Origin of the sequence: Pseudomonas sp. WS 5532, assembly GCF_012985445.1 — a bacterium.
Taxonomy (GTDB): Bacteria; Pseudomonadota; Gammaproteobacteria; order Pseudomonadales; family Pseudomonadaceae; genus Aquipseudomonas; species Aquipseudomonas edaphica.
This window is the reverse complement of record NZ_JAAQWK010000016.1, coordinates 55,412-77,123: the sequence shown is the minus strand read 5'-3', so window position 1 is coordinate 77,123 and position 21,712 is coordinate 55,412. Positions and strand designations below refer to the sequence as shown.

Annotated in this window: 19 protein-coding genes and 3 tRNA genes; 6 read left to right on the top strand and 16 right to left on the bottom strand. The window is 61.4% G+C overall.

What is annotated here, in order from left to right; genetic code table 11:
* From HBO23_RS24020 to HBO23_RS24010, 3 genes are all read right to left on the bottom strand, one after another.
* Positions 1-76, bottom strand: a tRNA-Glu gene (locus HBO23_RS24020).
* A gap of 105 nt (positions 77-181) precedes the next feature.
* A tRNA-Gly gene (locus HBO23_RS24015) sits at positions 182-257 on the bottom strand.
* A gap of 3 nt (positions 258-260) precedes the next feature.
* Positions 261-336: transfer RNA gene (locus HBO23_RS24010), tRNA-Glu, on the bottom strand.
* A 371-nt stretch (positions 337-707) separates the two neighbouring features.
* Between HBO23_RS24010 and HBO23_RS24005 the strand changes: the two genes are divergently transcribed.
* Together HBO23_RS24005 and HBO23_RS24000 are read left to right on the top strand one after the other, a co-directional pair.
* A complete protein-coding gene (locus tag HBO23_RS24005) occupies positions 708-1,478 on the top strand; it encodes a hypothetical protein (RefSeq protein ID WP_017136282.1) in 771 nt (256 codons plus the stop codon).
* 669 nt (positions 1,479-2,147) lie between these two features.
* The gene (locus HBO23_RS24000) at positions 2,148-2,960 is read left to right on the top strand and encodes an alpha/beta fold hydrolase (protein WP_138449188.1); all 813 of its coding nucleotides are present in this window, start codon (positions 2,148-2,150) and stop codon (positions 2,958-2,960) included.
* 27 nt (positions 2,961-2,987) lie between these two features.
* Here the strand turns inward: HBO23_RS24000 and HBO23_RS23995 are convergent, their stop codons facing one another.
* From HBO23_RS23995 to HBO23_RS23985, 3 genes are all read right to left on the bottom strand, one after another.
* Positions 2,988-4,955, bottom strand: coding sequence for a methyl-accepting chemotaxis protein (locus HBO23_RS23995; RefSeq protein WP_170039985.1), 1,968 nt, complete (start codon positions 4,953-4,955; stop codon positions 2,988-2,990).
* A 114-nt stretch (positions 4,956-5,069) separates the two neighbouring features.
* Positions 5,070-6,482, bottom strand: a complete 1,413-nt coding sequence (locus tag HBO23_RS23990; RefSeq protein WP_017134452.1) for a PLP-dependent aminotransferase family protein — start codon at positions 6,480-6,482, stop codon at positions 5,070-5,072.
* Positions 6,483-6,685: 203 nt separating this feature from the next.
* Positions 6,686-7,447, bottom strand: a complete 762-nt coding sequence (locus tag HBO23_RS23985) for an SDR family oxidoreductase (RefSeq protein ID WP_170039983.1) — start codon at positions 7,445-7,447, stop codon at positions 6,686-6,688.
* 228 nt (positions 7,448-7,675) lie between these two features.
* Between HBO23_RS23985 and HBO23_RS23980 the strand changes: the two genes are divergently transcribed.
* Positions 7,676-8,683 (top strand): NADP-dependent oxidoreductase, encoded by a 1,008-nt coding sequence (locus HBO23_RS23980; RefSeq protein WP_170039981.1) that lies wholly within the window; start codon positions 7,676-7,678, stop codon positions 8,681-8,683.
* 111 nt (positions 8,684-8,794) lie between these two features.
* Here HBO23_RS23980 and pyrF read toward each other — a convergent pair whose 3' ends face one another.
* Positions 8,795-9,493, bottom strand: coding sequence for an orotidine-5'-phosphate decarboxylase (gene pyrF, locus HBO23_RS23975; RefSeq protein ID WP_017134455.1), 699 nt, complete (start codon positions 9,491-9,493; stop codon positions 8,795-8,797).
* 261 nt (positions 9,494-9,754) lie between these two features.
* Here pyrF and HBO23_RS23970 point away from each other — a divergent pair, with 261 nt between their 5' ends.
* Both HBO23_RS23970 and HBO23_RS23965 read left to right on the top strand, forming a co-directional pair.
* The gene (locus tag HBO23_RS23970; protein WP_138449184.1) at positions 9,755-10,519 is read left to right on the top strand and encodes a response regulator; all 765 of its coding nucleotides are present in this window, start codon (positions 9,755-9,757) and stop codon (positions 10,517-10,519) included.
* Positions 10,519-11,553, top strand: coding sequence for an ATP-binding protein (locus HBO23_RS23965; protein ID WP_017134457.1), 1,035 nt, complete (start codon positions 10,519-10,521; stop codon positions 11,551-11,553). The genes HBO23_RS23970 and HBO23_RS23965 overlap by 1 nt, the downstream gene beginning before the upstream one ends.
* On the opposite strand, the gene HBO23_RS23960 is transcribed toward HBO23_RS23965, so the two are convergent.
* The 9 genes from HBO23_RS23960 to HBO23_RS23920 form a co-directional block, all read right to left on the bottom strand.
* Complete coding sequence (locus tag HBO23_RS23960; RefSeq protein WP_170039979.1) at positions 11,550-12,611, bottom strand: AI-2E family transporter; 1,062 nt, start codon at positions 12,609-12,611, stop codon at positions 11,550-11,552. The genes HBO23_RS23965 and HBO23_RS23960 overlap by 4 nt on opposite strands.
* 73 nt (positions 12,612-12,684) lie before the next feature.
* On the bottom strand, positions 12,685-13,503 hold the full coding sequence (locus tag HBO23_RS23955) for a DUF4892 domain-containing protein (protein WP_017134459.1): 819 nt from the start codon (positions 13,501-13,503) through the stop codon (positions 12,685-12,687).
* Positions 13,504-13,605: 102 nt separating this feature from the next.
* Complete coding sequence (locus tag HBO23_RS23950; RefSeq protein WP_099549014.1) at positions 13,606-14,460, bottom strand: alpha/beta fold hydrolase; 855 nt, start codon at positions 14,458-14,460, stop codon at positions 13,606-13,608.
* Positions 14,457-15,260: an alpha/beta hydrolase gene (locus HBO23_RS23945; RefSeq protein ID WP_099549015.1), complete on the bottom strand. Its 804-nt coding sequence runs from the start codon at positions 15,258-15,260 to the stop codon at positions 14,457-14,459. The genes HBO23_RS23950 and HBO23_RS23945 overlap by 4 nt, the downstream gene beginning before the upstream one ends.
* Before the next feature lie 97 nt (positions 15,261-15,357).
* Positions 15,358-15,801 carry a hotdog fold thioesterase gene (locus HBO23_RS23940; protein WP_138449178.1) on the bottom strand — a complete coding sequence of 148 codons (444 nt, stop codon included), beginning with the start codon at positions 15,799-15,801 and terminating at the stop codon, positions 15,358-15,360.
* A 30-nt stretch (positions 15,802-15,831) separates the two neighbouring features.
* Positions 15,832-17,481, bottom strand: a complete 1,650-nt coding sequence (locus HBO23_RS23935) for an AMP-binding protein (RefSeq protein ID WP_169985753.1) — start codon at positions 17,479-17,481, stop codon at positions 15,832-15,834.
* Between the two features lie 86 nt (positions 17,482-17,567).
* A complete protein-coding gene (gene sixA, locus HBO23_RS23930; protein WP_017134464.1) occupies positions 17,568-18,017 on the bottom strand; it encodes a phosphohistidine phosphatase SixA in 450 nt (149 codons plus the stop codon).
* On the bottom strand, positions 18,014-18,361 hold the full coding sequence (locus HBO23_RS23925) for a DUF4389 domain-containing protein (RefSeq protein ID WP_017134465.1): 348 nt from the start codon (positions 18,359-18,361) through the stop codon (positions 18,014-18,016). The genes sixA and HBO23_RS23925 overlap by 4 nt, the downstream gene beginning before the upstream one ends.
* An 11-nt stretch (positions 18,362-18,372) precedes the next feature.
* Entirely contained in the window at positions 18,373-19,398 is a 1,026-nt protein-coding gene (locus HBO23_RS23920) for an NAD(P)H-dependent glycerol-3-phosphate dehydrogenase (protein WP_017134466.1), read from the bottom strand.
* A 193-nt stretch (positions 19,399-19,591) separates the two neighbouring features.
* Here HBO23_RS23920 and HBO23_RS23915 point away from each other — a divergent pair, with 193 nt between their 5' ends.
* A complete protein-coding gene (locus HBO23_RS23915) occupies positions 19,592-21,712 on the top strand; it encodes a TonB-dependent receptor (protein WP_346343063.1) in 2,121 nt (706 codons plus the stop codon).

The window sequence follows — 21,712 nt, the reverse complement described above, 5'->3', positions numbered from 1 at the left end:
TGGCGTCCCCTAGGGGACTCGAACCCCTGTTACCGCCGTGAAAGGGCGGTGTCCTAGGCCACTAGACGAAGGGGACACACAACTGAAACACATGGTGTGTGTTTCAGTGCCCAGAGGTTAAATCCGAAGATTATGCCCTGGTTTCACTCAATGCCGCCCGAGGGCCACATTGCTTGTAAATTGGAGCGGGAAACGAGACTCGAACTCGCGACCCCGACCTTGGCAAGGTCGTGCTCTACCAACTGAGCTATTCCCGCATATGGCGTCCCCTAGGGGACTCGAACCCCTGTTACCGCCGTGAAAGGGCGGTGTCCTAGGCCACTAGACGAAGGGGACACACGTACAACATTCACTCCCTACCGCGTTTCGCTGTGTGCTTTACGCTGTAAGTGGCGCGCATTCTATGGATGGATTGAAAGGTCGTCAACCCCCAAGGATAAATTTATTTAAATCAATGACTTCGCCCTGCTTTCCGGGCCTTGGCGGGCACTCTGCCCGTCCGGGCTTTGACGCCTATATTCTGGCGCCCGACAAGGCGCTATAGTTCGCCCAAGCAAATGATGGCAATGTGCATCTATGCAGAGAGCCCGCCCGGCAACGCTTACCTATATAGAAGAAACTACCTGGGCAACTGGTCGAACAGTCCTATCCGCCGGATGGTCCAGTCACTACACTCCACAGCAAACCCTATAAAAGAGGTCACACCGGTGACACCACTCATGATCACCCTGCTGGTAATAGCCGGGATCGTAATACTGATCGCCATTGGCTACATGAACCACGTGGTGGAAAACAACAAGCTGGAAAAGAAACGTACCGAGATCGAGCTCAATGATCGGCTGCGTCGGTGCGGTGAAATCACCGAGACCTTTCCTGGCCAATTGATGACCCCGGCGCTCAAGCTGCTGCTCACCCGCCTTGAGCTGAACGTCAACCAGCGTCTGTTGCACCTCAACAAGTCCAGTGCAGCACTCAAGGCGCGTATCACTGAGTTGAATGCGCTGATCGCCCAGGGCGAATCGATTCCGGTGACCAACCCGCCGGCGCCGATCCAGACCGAAGCCAAGGCCAAGGATGTGCGTTTCCTCCTTGAAGCCCTGCATGGCCAAGTGACCCGCGCGGCCCAGGATGGTTTTCTGCCGACCAACGAGGCCAAGCACTGGATCAAGGAAATTCGTCATATCCTGGTGCTGCTGCACATCGAGTTCTTCAACAACCTCGGCCAGCACGCCCTGCAACAGAACCAACCCGGCCAGGCACGCCTGGCATTCGAGCGCGGTGTGCAGTACCTGCGTAAACAGCCAGAGCCGGTGCTCTATAGCGCGCAGTTGCAATTGCTTGAGAATCAATTGGCCCGTGCTAATTCGACGGTACTGACTAACAGCAAGCCGGCTGAAGATGAGGTCAATGAGTTGACTGAAGGGCTTAAAGTTGTGGATGCGGATGCGGAGTGGAAAAAGAAGGCTATTTACGATTGATCGTTTGGCGCGCGCGGTGGATGGATGGGTTGGGTACATATCCGTTGCCGCGGTAACGGCTACTTAGGGTTCCGCCCTGACGGCGGCTCACTTTTGGAAAGACCGGAATGCCGGCCCAGCCAAAAGCAACCAAAAAGTCTTCGCCCCACCACTCGGCACCTCGCTTAGGCTCGGTGTGCCAGAACGAAGGCTTGAATCCGTGGGCCGCCTCAGATCAAAAGCAAGATCAAAAGCAGAGCACGGCGGCCTAGTAGCCGACCTGAGTGGTTAGTTCAAAAGCAAAAGCGGATTTGCATACACTGAAGATCTGCTTTTCTGTGGGAGCTGGCTTGCCTGCGATGCAGACACCTTGGTGTATCAGGTACACAGAGTTGATGCCATCGCAGGCAAGCCAGCTCCCACAGTTGACCGAGTTTGGCTTTGCTGTTGCTGTCGCTGTTGCCGAGTGTTGGGGCGAAGACTTTTTGGTTGCTTTTGTCTGGGCCGCCATTCCGGTCTTTCCAAAAGTGCCCCGCCGTCAGGGCGGACTCCTAAGCCGCCGTTACCTAAATAACGGATATGCCCCCCAACGCAACACGCCACAACAAAGTGCCATCACTTTGCACCTATCCCCCCGCCCCCGACTAGCGTAAAAAAGTGCCCCTAACTCCATGAAGTCAGAGGCCTGCTATGCCTGTCGCCGTCATTGATGGACAACCGCTGCACTACGTCGACCAGGGCACCGGCCCGGTCGTTCTGCTGGGCTCAAGCTACCTGTGGGACCGCCACATGTGGGCGCCGCAAATCGAAGCGCTGTCGCAACAGTACCGCGTGATCGTCCCCGAACTCTGGGGCCATGGTGAATCCGGCGCGCTACCGGCCCAAACCCAGTCCCTGGACGACCTGGCGCGCCAGACCCTGGCCCTGCTGGATCAGTTGGACATCCCACAAATCAATCTGGTGGGCTTGTCGGTCGGCGGCATGTGGGGCGCACGCCTGGCATTACTGGCCCCAGAGCGCATCAACAGCCTGGTGCTGATGGACACCTACCTGGGCGCCGAGCCCGAGGCCACGCGTCAGTATTATTTCTCGCTGTTCAAGATGATCGAAGACGCCGGTGCCATCCCTGAGCCGTTGCTGGATGTGATCGCACCGATCTTCTTCCGGCCAGGTATCGACCGCGAGTCGGCGCTGTACCAGGATTTCCGCCAGTCGCTGCAAGCCTTCTCCAAGGAGCGTTTGCTGGACAGCATCGTGCCATTGGGCCGCCAGATCTTCAGCCGCGCCGATATCCTCGACCAACTGCACCGCCTGGACACCGACACCACCCTGATCATGTGCGGTGAGCAGGACAAGCCACGCCCACCCGCCGAATCCAGGGAAATGGCTGAGTTGATCGGTTGCAGCCTGACCCTGATTCCAGACGCCGGGCACATCTCCAGCCGCGAAAACCCGGACTTCGTCAATGAAGCCCTGCTGACCTTCCTCGCCAACAACGCCTGATCGTACGGCTCCGCCTTTGCTCACTGATCAAAGGCGGAAGTGCCCCACCATGCCCTTGAGTTCGGCCCCCAGCTGCGCCAGCTGAATGCTCGAGGCGGCGTTGCCTTGCATGCTCAGCGCCGATTGGTCGGCACTCGCGCGGATACTGGTGACACTGCGATTGATCTCTTCGGCCACCGAACTTTGCTCCTCGGCGGCGGCGGCAATCTGCTGATTCATCTGCTGGATCAGGGACACGGCAGCGGCGATGCTGCCCAACGCGCTCTCGGTTTCCAGCGCATCGCTGACGGCCAGTTTCACCAGCTCGCCGCTTTGCTGAATCTGCTGCACCGATGACTGCGCCGCACTGCGCAAAGTACTCACCAACCGCTCGATCTCCTCGGTCGATTGCTGAGTACGCTTGGCCAGTGCCCTCACCTCATCGGCCACCACCGCAAACCCCCGGCCTTGCTCGCCGGCGCGGGCGGCTTCAATGGCTGCGTTAAGGGCCAACAGATTGGTCTGTTCGGCGACACTTTTAATTACCCCCAATACCGTGCCGATGTGCTGGATTTCGGCACTGAGGCTGTCGATGCTGGCGCTGGCACTGGTGCTGGAGGACGCCAGCAACTCAATGCGTTGCAGGCTCTGACGCACCACCTGCTGGCCGCTGTCGACCTTGGCATCGGCGGTCTGCGCCGCTTGCGCGGCTTCTTCGGCGTTACGCGCCACGTCATGCACGGTGGCGGTCATCTGGTTCATCGCCGTGGCGACCTGCTCGGTCTCCTCCTTCTGGCTGCTGACCTCTAGATTGGTTTGTTCGGTGACGCTGGAGAGGGATTGCGCAGAGCTGGCCAATTGCTCTATGCCGGCCTGCAAGCCGCTGACCATCTGGCTCAAGCCATTGCCCATCTGTTGCATCGCTTGCATCAGCTGGCCAATTTCATCGCGGCGACTGACCTCCATCCGCCCGCTCAGGTCACCGGCGGCGATCCGCTGGGCCACTGCGATTACACTGCGCAGCGGCGCCACGATCAGGCGGGTAATCAGCCAGGCTGCAACCAGCCCCACCAGTAACGCCAGTGCCGAGGAACCGATGATCAGCAGCGTGCTTTTCTTCAATTGCGCCTGCATCGACTGGTCTTCGGCGGCATACGCCTGGTTGACCCGGCTGACCACCTGGTCGGCGCGGTCATGCAATTGCTTGTAGACGATTTTTTCCTGAGCCAGCAAACCGGTGTACTCACCGAGCTTTTCGCTGAAGGCCGCAATATGCCCGGACACCTCATTGAGCACGGTCTGGTAACCCGCGTCCTTGACCGAGGTTTTCAACTGCTCAACCTGCGCAAGGGCCTGGTCGGCCTGTTCGATCTTGCCCTGTTCGGCGTTGTCGGCATCGGCCTTGCGGCTCTGGTCCAGGCGTACCCGCGCCTCGTTCATGGCTTGCAGCATCAAGCGAGACACCTGGCTGACCTGCCCGGCCTGTTCGATAAACTCGGCGCCCTCCTTGCCCTGGCTTTCCTTGAGGCCATAGGCGCCATCGTCGGCCAGGCCGGCTTGCAGCACATCGAGGTTATTGGCCACGCTGGAAACGGACCAACTGGCCATTTCCAAAGCCAGGTCCTTGGTCTGGGTCAACTCGACAAATTCATCGAACGCCTTGCGATACGCGGCCAACGCCTGTTCAACGTCGCCCATCACCGGCACATTGGCGGCGGACTGGGCCTTGAGCGTGGCCGCCAGGGCGGCCAGTGCATCGACGCTCTCATGCAAGGCATCAACGGCTTTGGGGTCGGCGTGCAACGCGTAGTCTTGCTCGATCAAGCGCACCTTGAGCAAGCCGCTGTTGAGCGAGGACATGGCATTGAGGCCTTCGAAACGCTGGCCAATGGTTTGCAGCGACCACACGCCAATGGCCGCCACCAGCGCCGTCAGCAGCAGCACCAGGAAGAAGCCCAAGCCCAGCTTTTTTGCCATACCGAGGTTGGCGAAACGTCGTTGCACGGCCGAAATCATTGCACTTGAATCCTCTTGCACGGGCAGATGCCAGCAAGCCTGGTTGCCATGCAGCGAGATTCGCAACGAGACGCCATTGGCACAAGACGTTGGCGTCACAATAATGGCAAAAAGCTACATGCTCGTCGTTTTCAGAATGGTTGAGGTCGATCTGGCAGGCCCCATGGCACGGAACAACTCCAAAGCCCGCTGATCAGCAGCATAGGCCACATTTATGCGCAGCCAGTCACTGTGCTCACCGCGGGGAGTGAACAGCGCCCCGCAAGACAGCAGGACACCAAGCCTGCGCGCGCACGCCTGCAACCGTGAATGATCGCCCAGGCCCGGCCGCGCCCACACAAACATACCGCCAGCAGGCACGGCAAACACCTGCCATTCCTCATCCTCCAGCACCTGCAGGGTGGCTGCCATTTGCGCATTCAAACGCTTGCGCAGGCGTTGCACCCACTTGCGGTAGGTGCCATTGGCCAGCAATGTGGCGACCACTGCTTCGGCAAACCGTGAAGTGCCGATACCGGTCAGGGTCTTGAGGCTGGCCATTTTCGCAACGATGTCTGTGCCGGCACTGACGTAGCCCACGCGCAAGGCACTGCTCAGGGTTTTGGAAAAGCTTGATACGTAGATCACCCGGTCATCATGGGGCAACGCCGACAGCCGCGTGCAACTGGCGTGCTGCAGGTCGCCATAGACGTCTTCTTCAATGATCAGGAAGCCATCGCGTCGCGAAAGCTCCAGCAACCGTTCAGCCACGGCGCGGCACAGGCTGGTGCCGGTTGGGTTGTGGTAGAGGCAGTTGATGAACAGGCACTTGGGGCGATGCCGTAGCAGCAGTTGCTCAAGCACTGGCATGTCCGGGCCGCCCACGGTGCGCGGAACTTCCAGCAACGTGACGCCATGGCGCTCCAATTGTCGATAGAGATTGGCGTAGCCCGGCGTCTCGACCACCACCGTATCGCCAGCCTTGAGCAGTGAGCGGATCAACAGGTCCTGTGCATGGCCGGCACCATGGGTGGTCAGGATGCGATCCAGGCAGGTGCCCACCTTTATCTGGGTCAGCCGCTTGAGCAGTTGCTCGCGCAATGCTGGCAGGCCCAATGGCGTGCTGTAGTTGAAGAGACCGGCCGTGTCGGTGCGGCTGATTTCCCGTATCGCGTAGCACAGGTCATCACTTTCACGCCATGTGTCCGGCAGCCAGCCGCAACCCAGCTTCAACTCGCCCAACGGGCCATCGACATAGGCGCCCCAGCCCAGCTCTGCACCCTCATACCAGTGGCCTTCAAGGCAAACAGGCGGCTGGGCGACCACAAATCCCGAGCCTTGCCTGGACGCCAACAACCCCTGGGCCACCATTCGCTCGAAAGCCTCGATCACGCTGGACTGGCTGAGCAGGTTGTCGAGGGCCAGTTGCCGGATGGACGGCAAGCGCGTGCCGGGGCTCGCGCCGCTCTTGCGTATCCATTGCGCCACCGCGCTGACGATTTGCTGCACCACCGGTACAAGGGCTTGTCGATCGATCCCTAAATCCATGAGCCACTCACTTGAACTGTCTGTTATTCAACCCCAAACAGTTAAGCACAGAAGCTCGCTCAAGCCGGCCGCAAAAAATTATTAAAGTATTGATTTTATTGACTTATTTACCTGCTGATACACATTCTGACGAGGCCTTGTGCCAGCCATGGAAACGCCCCACAGCAGCCCCATCCTTTTCTAAGAGTGCATGGCATGGAGTCCTAGATAGCCGTTGCGCCACCATCCACCGCCAAGGCTTGCCCGGTGGTAAACGCCGCCCCATCACTGCACAGGTACAGCACGGCACTGGCGATTTCCTCGACCTTGCCGATGCGCCCAACCGGGTGCATGGCGGCGGCGAACTCGGCTTTGCGCGGGTCTGCTTCATAGGCACGGCGGAACATGTCGGTGTCGATCACCGCAGGGCACACCGCATTCACGCGGATTTTCTTCTTTGCATATTCAATTGCGGCCGATTTGGTCAGGCCGATCACAGCATGCTTGGACGCCGCATAGATGCTCATCTTCGGCGCAGCGCCCAGCCCGGCTACCGAGGCGGTGTTGACGATCGCACCGCCGCCCTGGGCCAGTAACAGCGGCAGTTGATACTTCATGCACAACCACACGCCCTTGACGTTGACGCCCATGATTGCATCGAACTCATCCAGGCTGCCGTCGGCCAGCTTACCCTTCTCAATCTCGATGCCGGCGTTGTTGAAGGCATAGTCCAGGCGCCCATAGGCGGCGATGGTCTGTGCCATCAATTGCTGCACATCGGCGTCCAGCGTGACATTGCAACGCACGAACAGCGCTTCGCCGCCTGCTTGTTGAATCAACGCAACCGTACCCTCGCCGCCCGCCACATCCAGGTCGGCTACCACTACTCTCAAGCCTTCTGCGGCAAATGCCAGCGCGGTGGCGCGGCCAATACCGGCGGCGGCGCCGGTCACCAGGGCAACCTGGCCGGAAAACGTCATGCTCATGGGGGATGTCCTATGCAAGAAATAGCCGTGGGCCGAGTCTAGCCAAGCCGACGGCGGGCGCGTCAGCACTATCATATGGCCGGTTGGGGTTGCATGAATCGCAGTGATAAGACGCCCAGGCCAACTATCAGTCCAACCTATCGGCGGGCATTCGCAGCCCCCCTTAACCTTGCCCCCAGGCCGCTGAAGGTCTATCACTCAGGGTTCACTTCTAACAGAGTCCCTGCCATGACTGCCCAGACCAACCGCCAATTCCTGCTCGCCAAACGCCCGGTCGGCGCCGCCACGCGGGAGACCTTTACCTACCAGGAAGTGCCGGTGGGCACGCCAGGTGATGGGCAAGTGCTGGTGCGCAATGAATACTTGTCCCTGGACCCGGCCATGCGTGGCTGGATGAACGAGGGTAAATCCTACATTCCACCGGTCGGCATCGGTGAAGTGATGCGGGCGCTGGGCGTGGGCAAGGTGATTGCCTCGAACAACCCGAAATTTGCCGTGGGTGATTATGTGAACGGCGCGCTGGGTGTGCAGGATTATTTCCTGGGCGAGCCGCGCGGCTTTTATAAGGTCGACCCCAAACTGGCCCCGCTGCCGCGCTACCTGTCAGCGCTGGGCATGACCGGCATGACCGCCTACTTCGCCCTGCTCGACACCGGCGCGCCCAAGGCTGGCGATACGGTGGTGATCTCCGGCGCCGCTGGCGCAGTGGGCAGCATTGCCGGGCAGATTGCCAAGCTCAAGGGTTGCCGCGTGGTGGGCATCGCCGGGGGCACCGACAAGTGCAAGTTCCTCATTGATGAACTGGGCTTTGACGCGGCCATCGACTACAAAAGCGAAGACGTGCCCGCCGCCCTCAAGCGCGAATGCCCTAAAGGCGTGGATGTGTATTTTGATAACGTCGGCGGCGACATTCTCGACGCCGTGCTCAGCCGCCTTGCCTTGAAGGCACGGGTGGTGATCTGCGGCGCAATCAGCCAGTACAACAATAAAGAAGCAGTGAAAGGCCCGGCCAACTATTTGTCGTTGCTGGTCAATCGTGCGCGCATGGAAGGGTTTGTGGTAATGGACCATGCGGCGAACTTTGCCGCCGCCGGCATGGAAATGGCCGGCTGGATGGCCCAGGGCAAGCTCAAGAGCAAGGAAGATATTGTCGAGGGGCTGGAGACGTTCCCGGAGACGTTGATGAAGCTGTTCAACGGCGAGAACTTTGGGAAATTGGTGCTTAAAGTCAGCTGACCCGATCGTTCCCACGCTCTGCGTGGGAATGCAGCCCGGGACGCTCTGCGTCCCAAAGCGTGACGCAGAGCGTCACAAGAGGCGTTCCCACGCAGAGCGTGGGAACGATCATCAGGCGATTTCGGCGACGACTGCGGCCAGTGCCTTGGCCGGGTCCGCCGCCTGGCTGATCGGGCGACCGATCACCAGGTAGTCCGAGCCGGCATCCAGCGCCTGACGCGGCGTCAGGATACGACGCTGGTCATCCTGGGCGCTGCCCGCGGGACGAATCCCCGGGGTTACCAGTTGCAGCGACGGGTGCGCGGTCTTCAGCGCCTGGGCTTCCAGGGCCGAACACACCAGGCCATCCAGGCCAGCCTTCTGCGCCAAGGCTGCGAGGCGCAGTACCTGCTCCTGCGGCTCGATGTCCAGGCCGATGCCGGCCAGGTCTTCGCGCTCCATGCTGGTGAGCACGGTCACACCGATCAGCAAGGGTTTCGGGCCGCTGCGCTGCTCGAGCACTTCACGGCAGGCGTTCATCATGCGCAGGCCGCCGGAGCAGTGCACATTGACCATCCACACGCCCATTTCGGCGGCGGCTTTAACCGCCATGGCCGTGGTATTGGGGATGTCATGGAATTTCAGGTCGAGGAATACTTCGAAGCCTTTGTCACGCAGGGTGCCGACGATTTCGGCGGCGCAGCTGGTGAACAGTTCCTTGCCGACCTTGACCCGGCAAAGCGCGGGGTCCAACTGGTCAGCCAGCTTCAGTGCGGCGTCACGAGTGGGGTAATCCAGGGCGACGATGATAGGAGTCTGGCAGACGGACATTGGAATGGGCTCTCAGGCAAGTCGAAATCGGCGCGGATTGTAGCGCAAGCGGCGCCGTTGCGGGATCCGATGATCGGTAAAATGCTGATCAAGCGCGCATAACCCAGTGTTTTAAGAAGATGTGTCAAGACTGATACATTCCCGACATGCCCTCAACACGCCCCGCGACTAGCCTCGCGCACATGACCGCTCGCCCGGCACTTCCAGCCATGGAGCCGGGCGCCTATGCTCAATGCAACAACCCAGGCAGATGATCGCACTATGCATACCCCTACCGTCTCTGTAAACGAAGAGCAAAAAAGCGCGGTGATCGCCGAAGACAAACGGTGGAACACCCGCGCGCTGATCGTCGATGACGACCTGCCGATCCGCGAACTGCTGATCGACTACCTGGCCCGCTTCAATATTCTTGCCTCCGGCGTCACCGACGGCACGGCCATGCGCACCGCCATGCAAGCCGAAACCTTTGATGTGGTGGTGCTCGACCTGATGCTGCCGGGCGAAGACGGCCTGTCGCTGTGCCGTTGGCTGCGCACTGAATCGGACATCCCGATTTTGATGCTCACCGCACGCTGCGAACCCACCGACCGCATCATCGGCCTGGAACTGGGCGCCGATGACTATATGTCCAAGCCGTTCGAACCGCGCGAGCTGGTGGCACGTATCCAGACCATCCTGCGTCGGGTGCGCGATGACCGCACCGAGCAGCGCGCCAACATCCGTTTCGACAACTGGCGGCTCAACAGCGTATTGCGCCAACTGGTGGCCGATGATGGCCTGGTGGTGCCGCTGTCCAACGCGGAATTTCGCTTGCTGTGGGTGTTTATCGAGCGCCCGCGCCGTGTGTTGAGCCGCGAACAATTGCTCGATGCTGCCCGTGGCCGCTCCATCGAAGCCTTTGACCGCAGCATCGATCTGCTCGTATCGCGCCTGCGCCAGAAGCTTGGGGATGACCCGAAAGCACCGCAACTGATCAAAACCGTGCGTGGCGAAGGCTACCTGTTCGACGCCCGGGATATCGGTTGATGCGCGCCACCTTCAATACGCTGTTTGGCAGGCTGTTCGGCGTATTGCTGGTGGCTATTGTGCTCGCTCATGTGCTGGCGATCTTCTGGTTCCGTCATTACGGCCCGCCACCACCACGGCCCCAGGAAACCTTTGTCGAGCAACCAGACGGCACGATGAAGCCATTGGCCCGCCATCACCGCCCATGGTACGGCGGCCCCGTGGTACCGCTGACCTTCCAGTTTATCTCGCTGATCATCGCCGCCTGGTACGGCGCCAAACTGCTGAGCCGGCCGATCCAGCGCCTGAGCGCAGCGGCCGAACGCTTGAGCCTTGACCTCGATAGCCCGCCACTCGACGAATCCGGGCCACGGGAAGCACGCCAGGCTGCATCGACCTTCAACCTGATGCAAAAACGCATCCGCGAACAAGTCAGCCAGCGCGCGCGCATGCTCGGCGCCGTCTCCCATGACCTGCGCACGCCGCTGTCACGCCTCAAGCTGCGTCTGGAGCAGATCGAAGACACCAAGCTGCAAGGCCAGATGCGCCAGGACCTGGACGACATGATCGGTATGCTCGACGCCACCTTGAGCTACCTGCACGAACAACGCACCAGCGAGACCCGGCACTGGCTCGATGTGCAGGCGCTGGTCGAGTCCCTCAGCGAAAACGCCCAGGACCAAGGCTCGGACGTGCAGTTCTCCGGCACGTGCGTACCGTTGCAGGTGCAACCGATGGCACTGCGTTCGTGCCTCAACAACCTGATCGACAACGCCCTGCGGTATGCCGGCACGGCGCGTATTGAGTTGGCGGACAGCCGTGGCGCCCTGGTGATCCGCGTGATCGACCACGGGCCGGGGATTGCGGCGGATAAACGCGAGGCGGTGTTCGAACCGTTTTTTCGCCTCGAAGGCTCACGCAACCGCAACTCCGGCGGCGTTGGCCTGGGCATGACGATCTCCAAGGAAGCCGTAGAGCGCCTCGGCGGCCACCTCAGCCTGGAGGAAACCCCAGGCGGTGGCCTCACGGCCGTGATGTGGTTACCGAGGGCCTAAAGTGCTTTATCTTCGCGACGTTCCTGGGACTGGGTCGCGCTCCAATCCGTCAGCAGGCTGTAGGCCACCGCCAACAAGGTCGGGCCGATAAACAGGCCGATGAAGCCAAAGGCAATCAAGCCGCCAAACACGCCTAACAGCACGATCACCAGCGGCAGGTTGCCGCCTCGGCTGATCAGGTACGGCTTGAGCACGTTGTCCACGCCACTGATGATGAACGTGCCCCATACACCGAGGAACACCGCATAGGTGTAGTCGCCCTTCCATGCCAGCCAGGCCGTGGCCGGGATCCACACCAGCGGCGGCCCCATAGGGATCAGGCTGAGCAGGAAGGTGACGATGCCCAGCACCAGCGCGCCCGGCACCCCCGCAATCAGGAAGCCGATCAGCGCCAGCAGGGCCTGGGCCGCCGCCGTACCAATCACGCCGTTGACCACGCGCTGCACAGTGCCGGCCACCAACTCGATGTAGTAACCGGCGCGCTCGCCGATCAGGCGCTCCAGCAACCGATGGGCAAACATCGCCAGCCGTGGCCCATCACGGTAAAAGAAGAACACGAACACCAGGCTCAGGGTCAGCTCGAGGATACCGCCGCCAATTTGCGCACTGCGCGCCAGCAGCCAGTTACCCACCTGCCCCAGGTACGGCTTGATGCTGACCATCAGCGCCGCGCCCTGTTGGTCGATGCTGTCCCAGGTCGCCACCAGCCGCTCGCCAATAAAGGGGATCGAGTTCAGCCAGGCAGGTGCGGCGGGCAAGCCGTCAACCTGGATATCCTTGATCAGGCCGACCGCATCGCGCACATGGTCGGCCAGGTTGAACCCCAGCCACACCAGCGGCACCGCCACCAGCAACATCCAGCCCAGGGTCAGGATGCCCGCCGCGAGGGATTCGCGGCCACCCAGCCAGCGCGTGAGCAAACGCATCAGCGGCCAGCTGGCAAACGCCAGCACCGCGCCCCAGAACAGCGCCGACCAGAACGGCGCCATCACCCAGAAGCTGGCACCAAACAACACCAGCAGCAGGATTTGCACCAGTAGGCGATCGTTATTGAGCATCGGGTATCTCGAGAATAAGGCTGTAGGAAGAGAGCTTAGGCGAACGGCACGGGTCCGTTCGCCTTGATAACGGTCAGCGTATCAGATGCAGGTGCAAACCCTTAGCGTCACCGCTGCCGGTTTCCAGGCGGGCAGCCCGCACACCGCTGTCGATCAGGCCCTGGCGCCAGGCTTCGGCGGTCGGCCCGGTGAGGCTCACGCGCAAGGTGGCGTCGAGGTTCAAGCCACGGGAAATCAAGGTCAGCCAAGTGGCGTCAGGCGCGCTGCCGAGTGCCGGAAAGTCCAGCTCGCCGGTGCTTTTCAGCTCGCGCAGCAAGGTTGCCGAGGTGGGCAGCAAGTCGCCCAACGGCGCTCCGGCGTCCAGTTGTTCTACATGCAGATAAGCCCGGCGGTTGCCGCGCGTTATGCCATACAGCGCCACCAACGAGTTGTCTTGCGGGGCGGCCAGGCGCAGCAGCAGGTATTCCTGCTGGCCGTCGGCGCCGACCAGCTTGGCATTGCCGAACACTTCATTGGCCCACAGGCTGCTTTCGCCGCAATCACGCGCCTGGCACCAGAACAACAGCTGCGCGCCCTTGGCCTGCAGCGCTTCGCGCGTCGCGGTAAATGCGGCGCTGGAGGTGTGCTCGGCAGGCAGCTCATAGGTGATTGCAGTGGTTTGGCCGCGCGCCGTAGCCTGGCCTTCGTAGCGCAACTGGCCGCTGATCTTGCGGATCGCGCCCATGGGGTAGATGCGTTCTTTTTCTTCGGCGGGGCGATAATCGACGATTTGCGCGTCGACCTGACGGGCCACGGTCGGCAGATCCTGGCTGCCTGGCACATCGGCGGCGAACACCAAGGGGCTGAAACAGCACAGCCCGAGGACACGGAGACATTCTTTACGCAGGCTCATCGGATGATTGAGCCCTGGCCATCGAAGTGCGCAGCGGTGTTGAGTTCGTACATGGTTGACTCCCTTTCAATCCGCCCAGCCTCGGCAGTTGACCCCGCCAAGTCAAGGCATGGAGAAAAACCGATTGAAACAGTCTGCAACAAGGATCGCGCCGGGCTCATCATTAAGGTGTAAATGATGGCCGCCCGGCAGCGTGTTCACCGTAAAAGGTAGCTGAGAAAGCAATTCGGAATGTTTCGCCAGCATGCCGTCAGCCGCGACGACCAATTGTGTAGGGCAACCCACACGTCGCACGAAAGCCATCGCCTGTTCATCGGTCAGGCGCATCGGCGACGCCAGGGTCAAGCGTGCATCGGTGCGCCAGGTATAGCCGCCCGGCACGGGCATCAAACCGCGCTGGGCCAGCAGTTCAGCGGCTTCACGGCTGACCGCCACTACACCTTTCATGCGCGCTTCGACGGCTCGATCCAAGGTGCTGTAGACCGGTTTGCGCTTGTCTTGCAGGCTCAATTGCGCCTGCAACGCCATGCCTAGGCGCTCGGCGGCGTTCTCGCCAGCGGCGGTCGGCGGGATCACGCCGTCGATCAACCCCAGGTGTGTGACGCGTTCCGGCAGCGCTCCGGCCAACACCAGGGAAACGATGGCGCCAAGGGAATGGCCAAGTAATGCAAAACGTTTCCAGCCGAGTTGTTCAGCCACTTGCAGCACATCAAACACGTAATCCCACAAGGCGTAGCCGGCCCCGGCAGGCCGATGCGCCGAGTGCCCATGCCCGGCCATGTCCAGCGCAACGATGCGCAAACCCGCAAGCTTGGGCGCCAGCCGCGCAAAGCTGTTGGCGTTGTCCAGCCAACCATGCAGGGCGATCACCGGCAGGCCGTCTTCAGGCCCGAACAGATGCGCGGCCAATTCGATATGCGGCAGGCTCAGGCGCACTTCTTCGACGGGGTTGCTCATGCGCAGCTGCGCTCACGGGCTTCCCAGCGGGAAAACAGGTTCTTGATCAACGTCGCGGTGTCCTGAGGGCGTTCGAGAGGGAACATATGGCCGCCGGGCATGGTGAGCATTTCACCCATGGGCAGACGATCGACACCACTGGCATGGTGACGCATCACCACCCGGCTCTGACGCCCGCGCACCACCGCCAGCGGCACCTTCAGCTGGCGAACCTGGCCTGGGCTGGTATGGGGCACGCCTCGGTAGATACTGATTTCGGTGGCCGGGTCAAAGCGCAAGCGCAGGCGATCGCCCACCTGTTGCAGGCCGTGTTGCAGGTACGCGTCAAAGCATTCCGGGTCGAAGCCGCGAAACAGCGTTTTGCCGGCGAAGTAGCTGCGTGCGGCGGCCAGGTCGCTGAATTCTTCACGCCGGCCCAAGGTGCGCCCCGCCGGGGTCAGGCGGTCTATAAAGCCAAAACGTTTGGCAGCGCGAATTACCCAGCGGTCAGCGCGGGTCAATACCGGTGAATCAAGCATCACCACACCCCGGTACAGCTGCGGGCGGCGCATGGCCGCGTGCAAATGCAGCACGCCGCCCAAGGAATGGCCCACGCCCCACACCGGTTCCGGTTGCTGTTCCAGGTGATGGATCAGCTCATCCACCAGGTTCTGCCAGTTGTCATCCACCGGAAACCTGGGGTCGTGACCGTGCTGCGGCAAATGCGCCACCGCGTACTCCGGGGCCAGGGCGGCAAACAACTTGCCGTAAGTGGCCGAAGGAAAGCCATTGGCATGGGCAAAAAACACGTGCTGCGACATACAGGATCCATCTACGGGAACAGAAGTGAATTGTCACCAGCCTTAAGCCGTACAGCAATGACTGTAACCGCCAGGAATGATGACACTCACGCCACGCCTATCGTGCCGGCGGGTTCTCGCCCAACGGCACCACGGCCATGGTCAGGCGCGACACACAGCTGGCTTTGCCATCGTCGCTGGTCAAGCGAATGTCCCACACCTGAGTGGTACGGCCGATATGAATCGCCCGTGCTACCGCCCTCACCCGCCCGCTGCGCACACCACGCAAGTGGTTGGCGTTGACTTCAAGGCCCACGCAATAGAACTTGCTGGCATCAATGCACAGGTAAGCCGCCATGGAGCCGACGCTTTCGGCCAGCACCACCGACGCGCCACCGTGCAGCAGGCCGTACGGCTGGTGGGTGCGATGGTCGACCACCATGCTCGCGGTCAGCGACTCGTCGTCGAAGCTTTCGAAACGGATATCCAGCAGTTCACCGATGGTGTTTTTCTGGATGGCGTTGAGTTGCTCGATATTCGGTTGGGTGCGCCACAAGCTCATGAAGTCGTCCTTATTGGTTTTATTACGGTCCTAATCCTGCCACACAATCGGCTCGCTGCGTTCGCTCCAGGCCGAAAATTGTGCACCGTAAGTCGACTCGATCACGTTGCGTTTTATCTTTAAGGTCGGCGTCAAAAAGCCGTTTTCCACCGCCCAGTTGTCTTTGACCACCACCAGTTGGCGCAAGCGTTCATGCTTGTCCAGTGCGCCGTTGACCTGTTCCAGCCAGCGTTCCAGGCTGCTGCGCAGTGCCTGCCGGTCCTGGCTGCCAGCCGACAACACGCATAGGCCCATCGGCGCCAGCAAGCCATCGCCGACTACGCACACCTGTTCGATGCGTGCGTGTTCAGCCAGGCGGTTTTCGATCGGCGCCGGGGCCACGTATTTGCCCTTGCTGGTCTTGAAGATCTCCTTGAGCCGCCCGGTCAGGCGCAGGCGGCCATCGGCGTCCTGCTCCCCCTTGTCGCCCGTGCGCAGGAAGCCATCGTCAGTGAGGGTTTCGGCGGTTTTCTGCGGGTCCTTGAAGTAGCCGAGCATGGTCGCACCACTGCGCACCTGCACTTCACCCGTCAAGTCGATGCGCACTTCGACGCCAGGGCACGGCAGGCCGATCCAACCCAGCGTTTGTTGGCCAGGGCGGCATACATGGGAATAGCCGCAGCTTTCGGTCATGCCATACACCTCCAGCACATCCAGGCCCAGGCGTTGATACCAGCGCAGCAGGGCCTCGGGCACCGGGGCTGCGCCGGACAGCGCGATGCGCAGTGCATCCAGGCCCAGCCCGGCCAGCACTTTGTGGCCGACGCGCTTGCCGATAAAAGGCAGACGCAACAGGGTATCGAGGCGTTTTTCCGGCATTTTGGCGTAAACGCCCATCTGGAACTTGGTCCAGATACGCGGCACGCCGAACAAGGCTGTGGGCCGCGCCCGGCGCAGGTCGGTCAGAAAAGTCTCGAGGTTTTCGGCGAAAAACACAGTTTGCCCGGTATAGATCGAGGCCAGCTCGACAAACATGCGCTCCGCCACATGGCACAGCGGCAAGTACGACAGCAGCCGGTCGCCCTCGCCCAAGCCAAATATCTCTGTGCCGCGCGTGGCCGCAAATCCAAGGGCGCCAAAGGTTTGCATCACGCCTTTGGGCAGGCCGGTCGTGCCGGAGGTGTAGACGATGGTTGCCAGGCTTGCGGCATCCGGCGCGGGGTTGTCCTGGATCGGCGCATTGGCTTGCAGGTCTGCCCAGCTGAAATCAAAGTCGCCGGCCGGGCACAACGGCAAGCTGATGGTCGGCAACCCGGCCGGGATGCCGGGCGCCATCGCAGGCCAGTCATCCAGCTTGCCGATCAGCACCAGCGCCGCCTCGGAATGCGTGAGCACATGGTTGACGGACTCGGCCGTGAGGTTGGGGTACAACGGCACCGAAACATGCCCGGCCATCCAGATCGCCAGGTCGGCAATGATCCAGTGCGCACAGTTTTTCGAGATCAGGGCAATGTGCGAGCCTTGGGGCAATTCCCGGGCGCGCAACCAATGCGCGGCGCAACGGGCCTGATGGCCGACATCGCCCCAGGTGAGCGTCTGCACCTCGCCGCCGCCGATGGGTTGCACCAGAAAGGGTTTGCGCGGATGTCGCGCTTCACGTTCGAAGAAGACCTGCAACGGCAAACGAAAAGCGACAGGCATGGGACGCGCTCCTATGTGATCCGATGATAGCCAACCAAGCACTTGCTTGGTTGACTATATAGCACACAAAGTCGCGATTGCTTTTCCTACGGATGCTTCACACTGACCAGGCTCATCAGCCCTGCCAGCGGAAAATCGCCTTCCAGCTCCGCCAGGCTCGCGGTGTGCATCGGCTCTGGCTGGCGCTGGTGACCATGCTGCAAAAAGCTGATCAGGCTGCCCACCAAGGGTTGATGGCTGACCAACAGCACGTTGTCATCGGTGTCGAGCTTTTCCAGCACTTGCAGCGGGTTGCCCTCAGGCGTCAACCACGGCACCGTGCGCACCTGCGGCTCGAACCCCAGTGCACCACGCACCAACTGCGCCGTCTGCTGCGCCCGCACATAAGGGCTGGCGATAATTGCACTGATGGGCTGACCAATCAGATGCGCAGCACTGCGCAACACTTCACCACGGCCATGCTCGGTGAGGTTGCGCTCGGCGTCGGTGCGCGCATGCCCTTCGGCTTCACCATGGCGCAAAATCCATAGCTTCACAGCTTTGGCTCCTCATCACGCACCGGGTGCGGCGCTGGCGGCACGCTGTGGGCGGCTTCGCCTTCAGGTGCACGTGGGGTTGGCCAATCGGCGAACGGCCAGGGTTTCTGCTCGGTGTGAAAGCTGCCGAAACGGCCGATCTGCGCCAGGAACTGGCTGAGGCTGTCGCCAAAATTCATCAGGCCCAGATTCGGCGCGCCGTAGATCAGGCGATAAATCAGCTGCACCACCACCAGCGCACCGAGCAGGAACTGCGCCACTTGCCACACCAGGGCAAACACCAGCATCCACAGGACGCGCAGCAGGATGGACTCGTATTTTGGGGTGTCTTTAGGATCGTTCATGTGCGCGTTCCTCAGTTGAAACCGCTGGTGGAAATGAAGTCGACGTCGGTCTTGGGCTCGGCGCGCATCAGCACCTCGATCACCTGGTCCAAGGTGCGCCCTTCAAACAGGATCGCATGCAGGCCGGCGACCAGCGGCATGTACACACCGACTTCCTGGGCCTTGGCCTTCAACACCTTGAGGGTGTTGACGCCTTCGGCGACTTCGCCCAGGCGCGTGACCGCGTCTTCCAGGCTCAGGCCCTGGCCGAGGGCGAAGCCGACTTGATAGTTGCGGCTTTTGGGCGACGAGCAGGTGACGATCAAGTCACCTACGCCTGCCAGCCCGAGGAAGGTCATCGGGTTGGCGCCCTGGTTCACGGCAAAGCGGGTCATCTCCGCCAGCGCGCGGGTGATCAGCATGCTTTTGGTGTTCTCGCCCATGCCCAGCGCCACGGCCATGCCGGCGATGATCGCGTAGACGTTTTTCAGCGCCCCGCCCAGCTCGACGCCAAAGCGGTCGCCACTGGCGTAGACGCGGAAGGTACGGCCATGCAGCACGGCCTGCACACGTTCGCACAGTGCTTCGTCTTCACTGGCCACCACCGTGGCGGTCAGCGCGTGCTCGGCGACTTCCCGTGCCAGGTTCGGCCCGGACAGCACGCCGATGCGCGCCTGCGGGGCGATCTCGGCGAGGATTTCGCTCATCAGCTTGAAGGTCTGCGCCTCAATGCCTTTGGTCAGGCTGACCAGCAGCTTGCCGGCCAGGCGTTTAGCGTGGGGCGCCAACACCGAGCGCAAGGCGCTCGAAGGCAGCGCGACAAAGCACAGGTCACAGTCGGTCAGCGTGGCCAACAGGTCGGTGACCGGCTCCACCGCCGGATGAATCTTGATGCCTTTAAGGTAACGGGGGTTTTCCCGATGCACGCGGATGGCCTCGGCCTGCTCGGGATCACGCATCCACTGGCGCACCGCGTGGCCGTTCTCAGCCAGCAGGTTAGCCACGGCGGTACCAAAACTTCCGCCTCCCAGGACCGCAATAGGGCGCTGTTCAGTCATATGCAATCCGTTAATCCTTACATGGCGATGGCGGCATTATACGGGGCGACCCGCTTGCGGCCAGCCCCCGCGTCAATTCGTGCGCTTGTCGGAAAATGCCACACTTGTGTGAAGTAATTGCAAGTCCCACGACTGGCAAATGGCCCCACCTCAGTTAACATGGGCGGCTATCCGTAATTATCAAGGCTGCACCGTGTATCTGGGCCATCCTCCTCGCTCATCTCTGTTGCTGATGTTGCTGTGCAGCACACCTGCGCTGGCGGATGACCTGTTTCTCGACAGCCAGCCACTGCCGCAAGTGTTGACCGCCACACGCCTCAAGCAATCGGCCGCGGCCGTGCCCGGCAGCATGACGGTGATCGACAGCGAGCTGATCAAGGCCAGCGGCGCACGCGACATCGCCGAACTGCTGCGACTGGTACCGGGGATGATGGTCGGCTACACCACCGGCAACCAGGCGGCGGTGAACTACCACGGCACCAGCGCCAGCGACGCGCGACGCATGCAGGTGTTGATCGACGGGCGCTCGGTGTACCGCGCGGGCCTGGCCACCGTGGACTGGAGCGACATCCCGGTGGCCATGGAAGATATCGAGCGCATCGAGGTGTTCCGTGGCCCCAACACCGTCAGCTACGGCGCCAACGCACTGATGGCGGTGGTCAATATCCTCACGCGCTCACCGGCCAACAGCCACGGCTCGCGGATTAAAGTCATCCGTGGCCAACGCGGCATCAACGACTATTACGCCAGCCAGGGTGTGGGCTGGGAAACCGGAGACTTGCGCCTGTCCTTGTCCGGCCAGCAGGACGATGGCTTTGACAGCGACGCCGTCGGTGCCGACCGTCGTGACGGCCGCCGCCTCAACCGCTTCAGCCTGGCGGTGAGCCAGACCCTGAATGCGCAACAGAGTCTGGACTGGCAATTTGACGCCAAGGAAGGCACCAACCAGCGTCCTTATACCTACCTGCCGGTGTTCGCCGGGATTACCGAAGGCGGCACCAATTCCGATGCCGTCGCCAAGGACTATGCCGGGTCGTTGCGCTGGAACTTCGACTTCAACCCCGAACACAGCCTGTACATTCAAGGCTCGGCCCAGCAATGGGACCGCCAGCAGGTCTGGAAAGCCTGTGACGCCAAGGTCTCGTTCAGCCCGGAACTGACGCAGTTGTGGCAGTTGAACCCCAACTATGCCGAACGGTTGGCGCGGCACATGGACACCTACAGCCAGGGCGTTGCACCACCCGGCAGTGCCGCCGAACAAACGCTGGGCAACCAGGTACTCGACCAGTGGCGCAACGGCGCGAACCAAAGCGTGTGCGGCGACATCGACCAAAGCACCCGCGAAAGCCGCTACGACCTGGAGATTCAGGACACCCTGAGCCTGTCCGATAGCCTGCGCTTGGTCAGCGGCATGAACTACCGTTACGACCGCGCCGACTCCGACACCTACTTCAACGGCACCCTCGACGACACCACCTGGCGCTTGTTCGGCCACCTGGAATGGCGCGCCAGCGAACACTGGCTGCTGCAAGGCGGCGCCATGTACGAAGACACCCACCTGAGCGGCAACTCGCTGACGCCACGGGTGGCGGTCAACTACCTGATCAACCCGCGCCACGGCTTGCGGGCGGTGTACTCCGAGGCGATTCGCTCGCCGGACATGTTCGAGAACAACGTCAACTGGAGTTACCGCGTCACCAATTTGAGCTCCCCGACCTACGGGCAGAACTCCGGGCAATATTTTGTGGTAACGCGAGGCCCCGGCAACCTCGATAAAGAGTTGATGCGTTCACGAGAGCTGGGCTACAACGGCTTCTTTGCCGATTTCGGGTTGAATGTCGACGTGAAACTGTTCTACGACGAAATCACCGAGATGATCAGCTCGCCGCTGCGCAACAACCAATACATTGCCAGCAACGCCAACAGCGCACGGTTCACCGGCGCCGAATCGCAGTTCGACTGGCGCATGAGCAATACCGACCGTCTGCGCCTGACCTATGCTTACGTCGACGCCGCTTCCAGCAACCCGCTGGACAAGGCGCAAACCGCGCGCAACAGCGGCTCGGCCGGTTGGCTGCGCGAGTGGGGCCACGGCTGGTCCAGTGCGCTGTTCTACTACGGCGACGATGCGCTCAACCAATATCGCTTCGAACGGGTCGACCTGCGGGTGGCCAAGCGCATTGCCCTGGGCAAAGCCAATGTGGAGCTGGCCGGCATGTTGCAACAACGCCTCGATAACCAGCCCACCACCTGGGCCGATAACAACTACGACAGTCGCCATGTCCTGTATTTCAGCGCGGAGCTGGAATTCTGA

What these genes read in the sequence shown, in the direction of transcription:
- HBO23_RS23990 (WP_017134452.1), bottom strand. Translation starts at nt 6,482, where the DNA reads ATGGATTTAGGGATCGATCGACAAGCCCTTGTACCGGTGGTGCAGCAA.
- HBO23_RS23980 (WP_170039981.1), top strand. Translation starts at nt 7,676, where the DNA reads ATGACTGCCCAGACCAACCGCCAATTCCTGCTCGCCAAACGCCCGGTC.
- HBO23_RS24000 (WP_138449188.1), top strand. Translation starts at nt 2,148, where the DNA reads ATGCCTGTCGCCGTCATTGATGGACAACCGCTGCACTACGTCGACCAG.
- HBO23_RS23985 (WP_170039983.1), bottom strand. Translation starts at nt 7,447, where the DNA reads ATGAGCATGACGTTTTCCGGCCAGGTTGCCCTGGTGACCGGCGCCGCC.
- pyrF (WP_017134455.1), bottom strand. Translation starts at nt 9,493, where the DNA reads ATGTCCGTCTGCCAGACTCCTATCATCGTCGCCCTGGATTACCCCACT.
- HBO23_RS23920 (WP_017134466.1), bottom strand. Translation starts at nt 19,398, where the DNA reads ATGACTGAACAGCGCCCTATTGCGGTCCTGGGAGGCGGAAGTTTTGGT.
- HBO23_RS23945 (WP_099549015.1), bottom strand. Translation starts at nt 15,260, where the DNA reads ATGTCGCAGCACGTGTTTTTTGCCCATGCCAATGGCTTTCCTTCGGCC.
- HBO23_RS23960 (WP_170039979.1), bottom strand. Translation starts at nt 12,611, where the DNA reads ATGCTCAATAACGATCGCCTACTGGTGCAAATCCTGCTGCTGGTGTTG.
- HBO23_RS23950 (WP_099549014.1), bottom strand. Translation starts at nt 14,460, where the DNA reads ATGAGCAACCCCGTCGAAGAAGTGCGCCTGAGCCTGCCGCATATCGAA.
- HBO23_RS23940 (WP_138449178.1), bottom strand. Translation starts at nt 15,801, where the DNA reads ATGAGCTTGTGGCGCACCCAACCGAATATCGAGCAACTCAACGCCATC.
- HBO23_RS23995 (WP_170039985.1), bottom strand. Translation starts at nt 4,955, where the DNA reads ATGATTTCGGCCGTGCAACGACGTTTCGCCAACCTCGGTATGGCAAAA.
- HBO23_RS23955 (WP_017134459.1), bottom strand. Translation starts at nt 13,503, where the DNA reads ATGAGCCTGCGTAAAGAATGTCTCCGTGTCCTCGGGCTGTGCTGTTTC.
- HBO23_RS23935 (WP_169985753.1), bottom strand. Translation starts at nt 17,481, where the DNA reads ATGCCTGTCGCTTTTCGTTTGCCGTTGCAGGTCTTCTTCGAACGTGAA.
- HBO23_RS23925 (WP_017134465.1), bottom strand. Translation starts at nt 18,361, where the DNA reads ATGAACGATCCTAAAGACACCCCAAAATACGAGTCCATCCTGCTGCGC.
- HBO23_RS23965 (WP_017134457.1), top strand. Translation starts at nt 10,519, where the DNA reads ATGCGCGCCACCTTCAATACGCTGTTTGGCAGGCTGTTCGGCGTATTG.
- HBO23_RS23970 (WP_138449184.1), top strand. Translation starts at nt 9,755, where the DNA reads ATGCATACCCCTACCGTCTCTGTAAACGAAGAGCAAAAAAGCGCGGTG.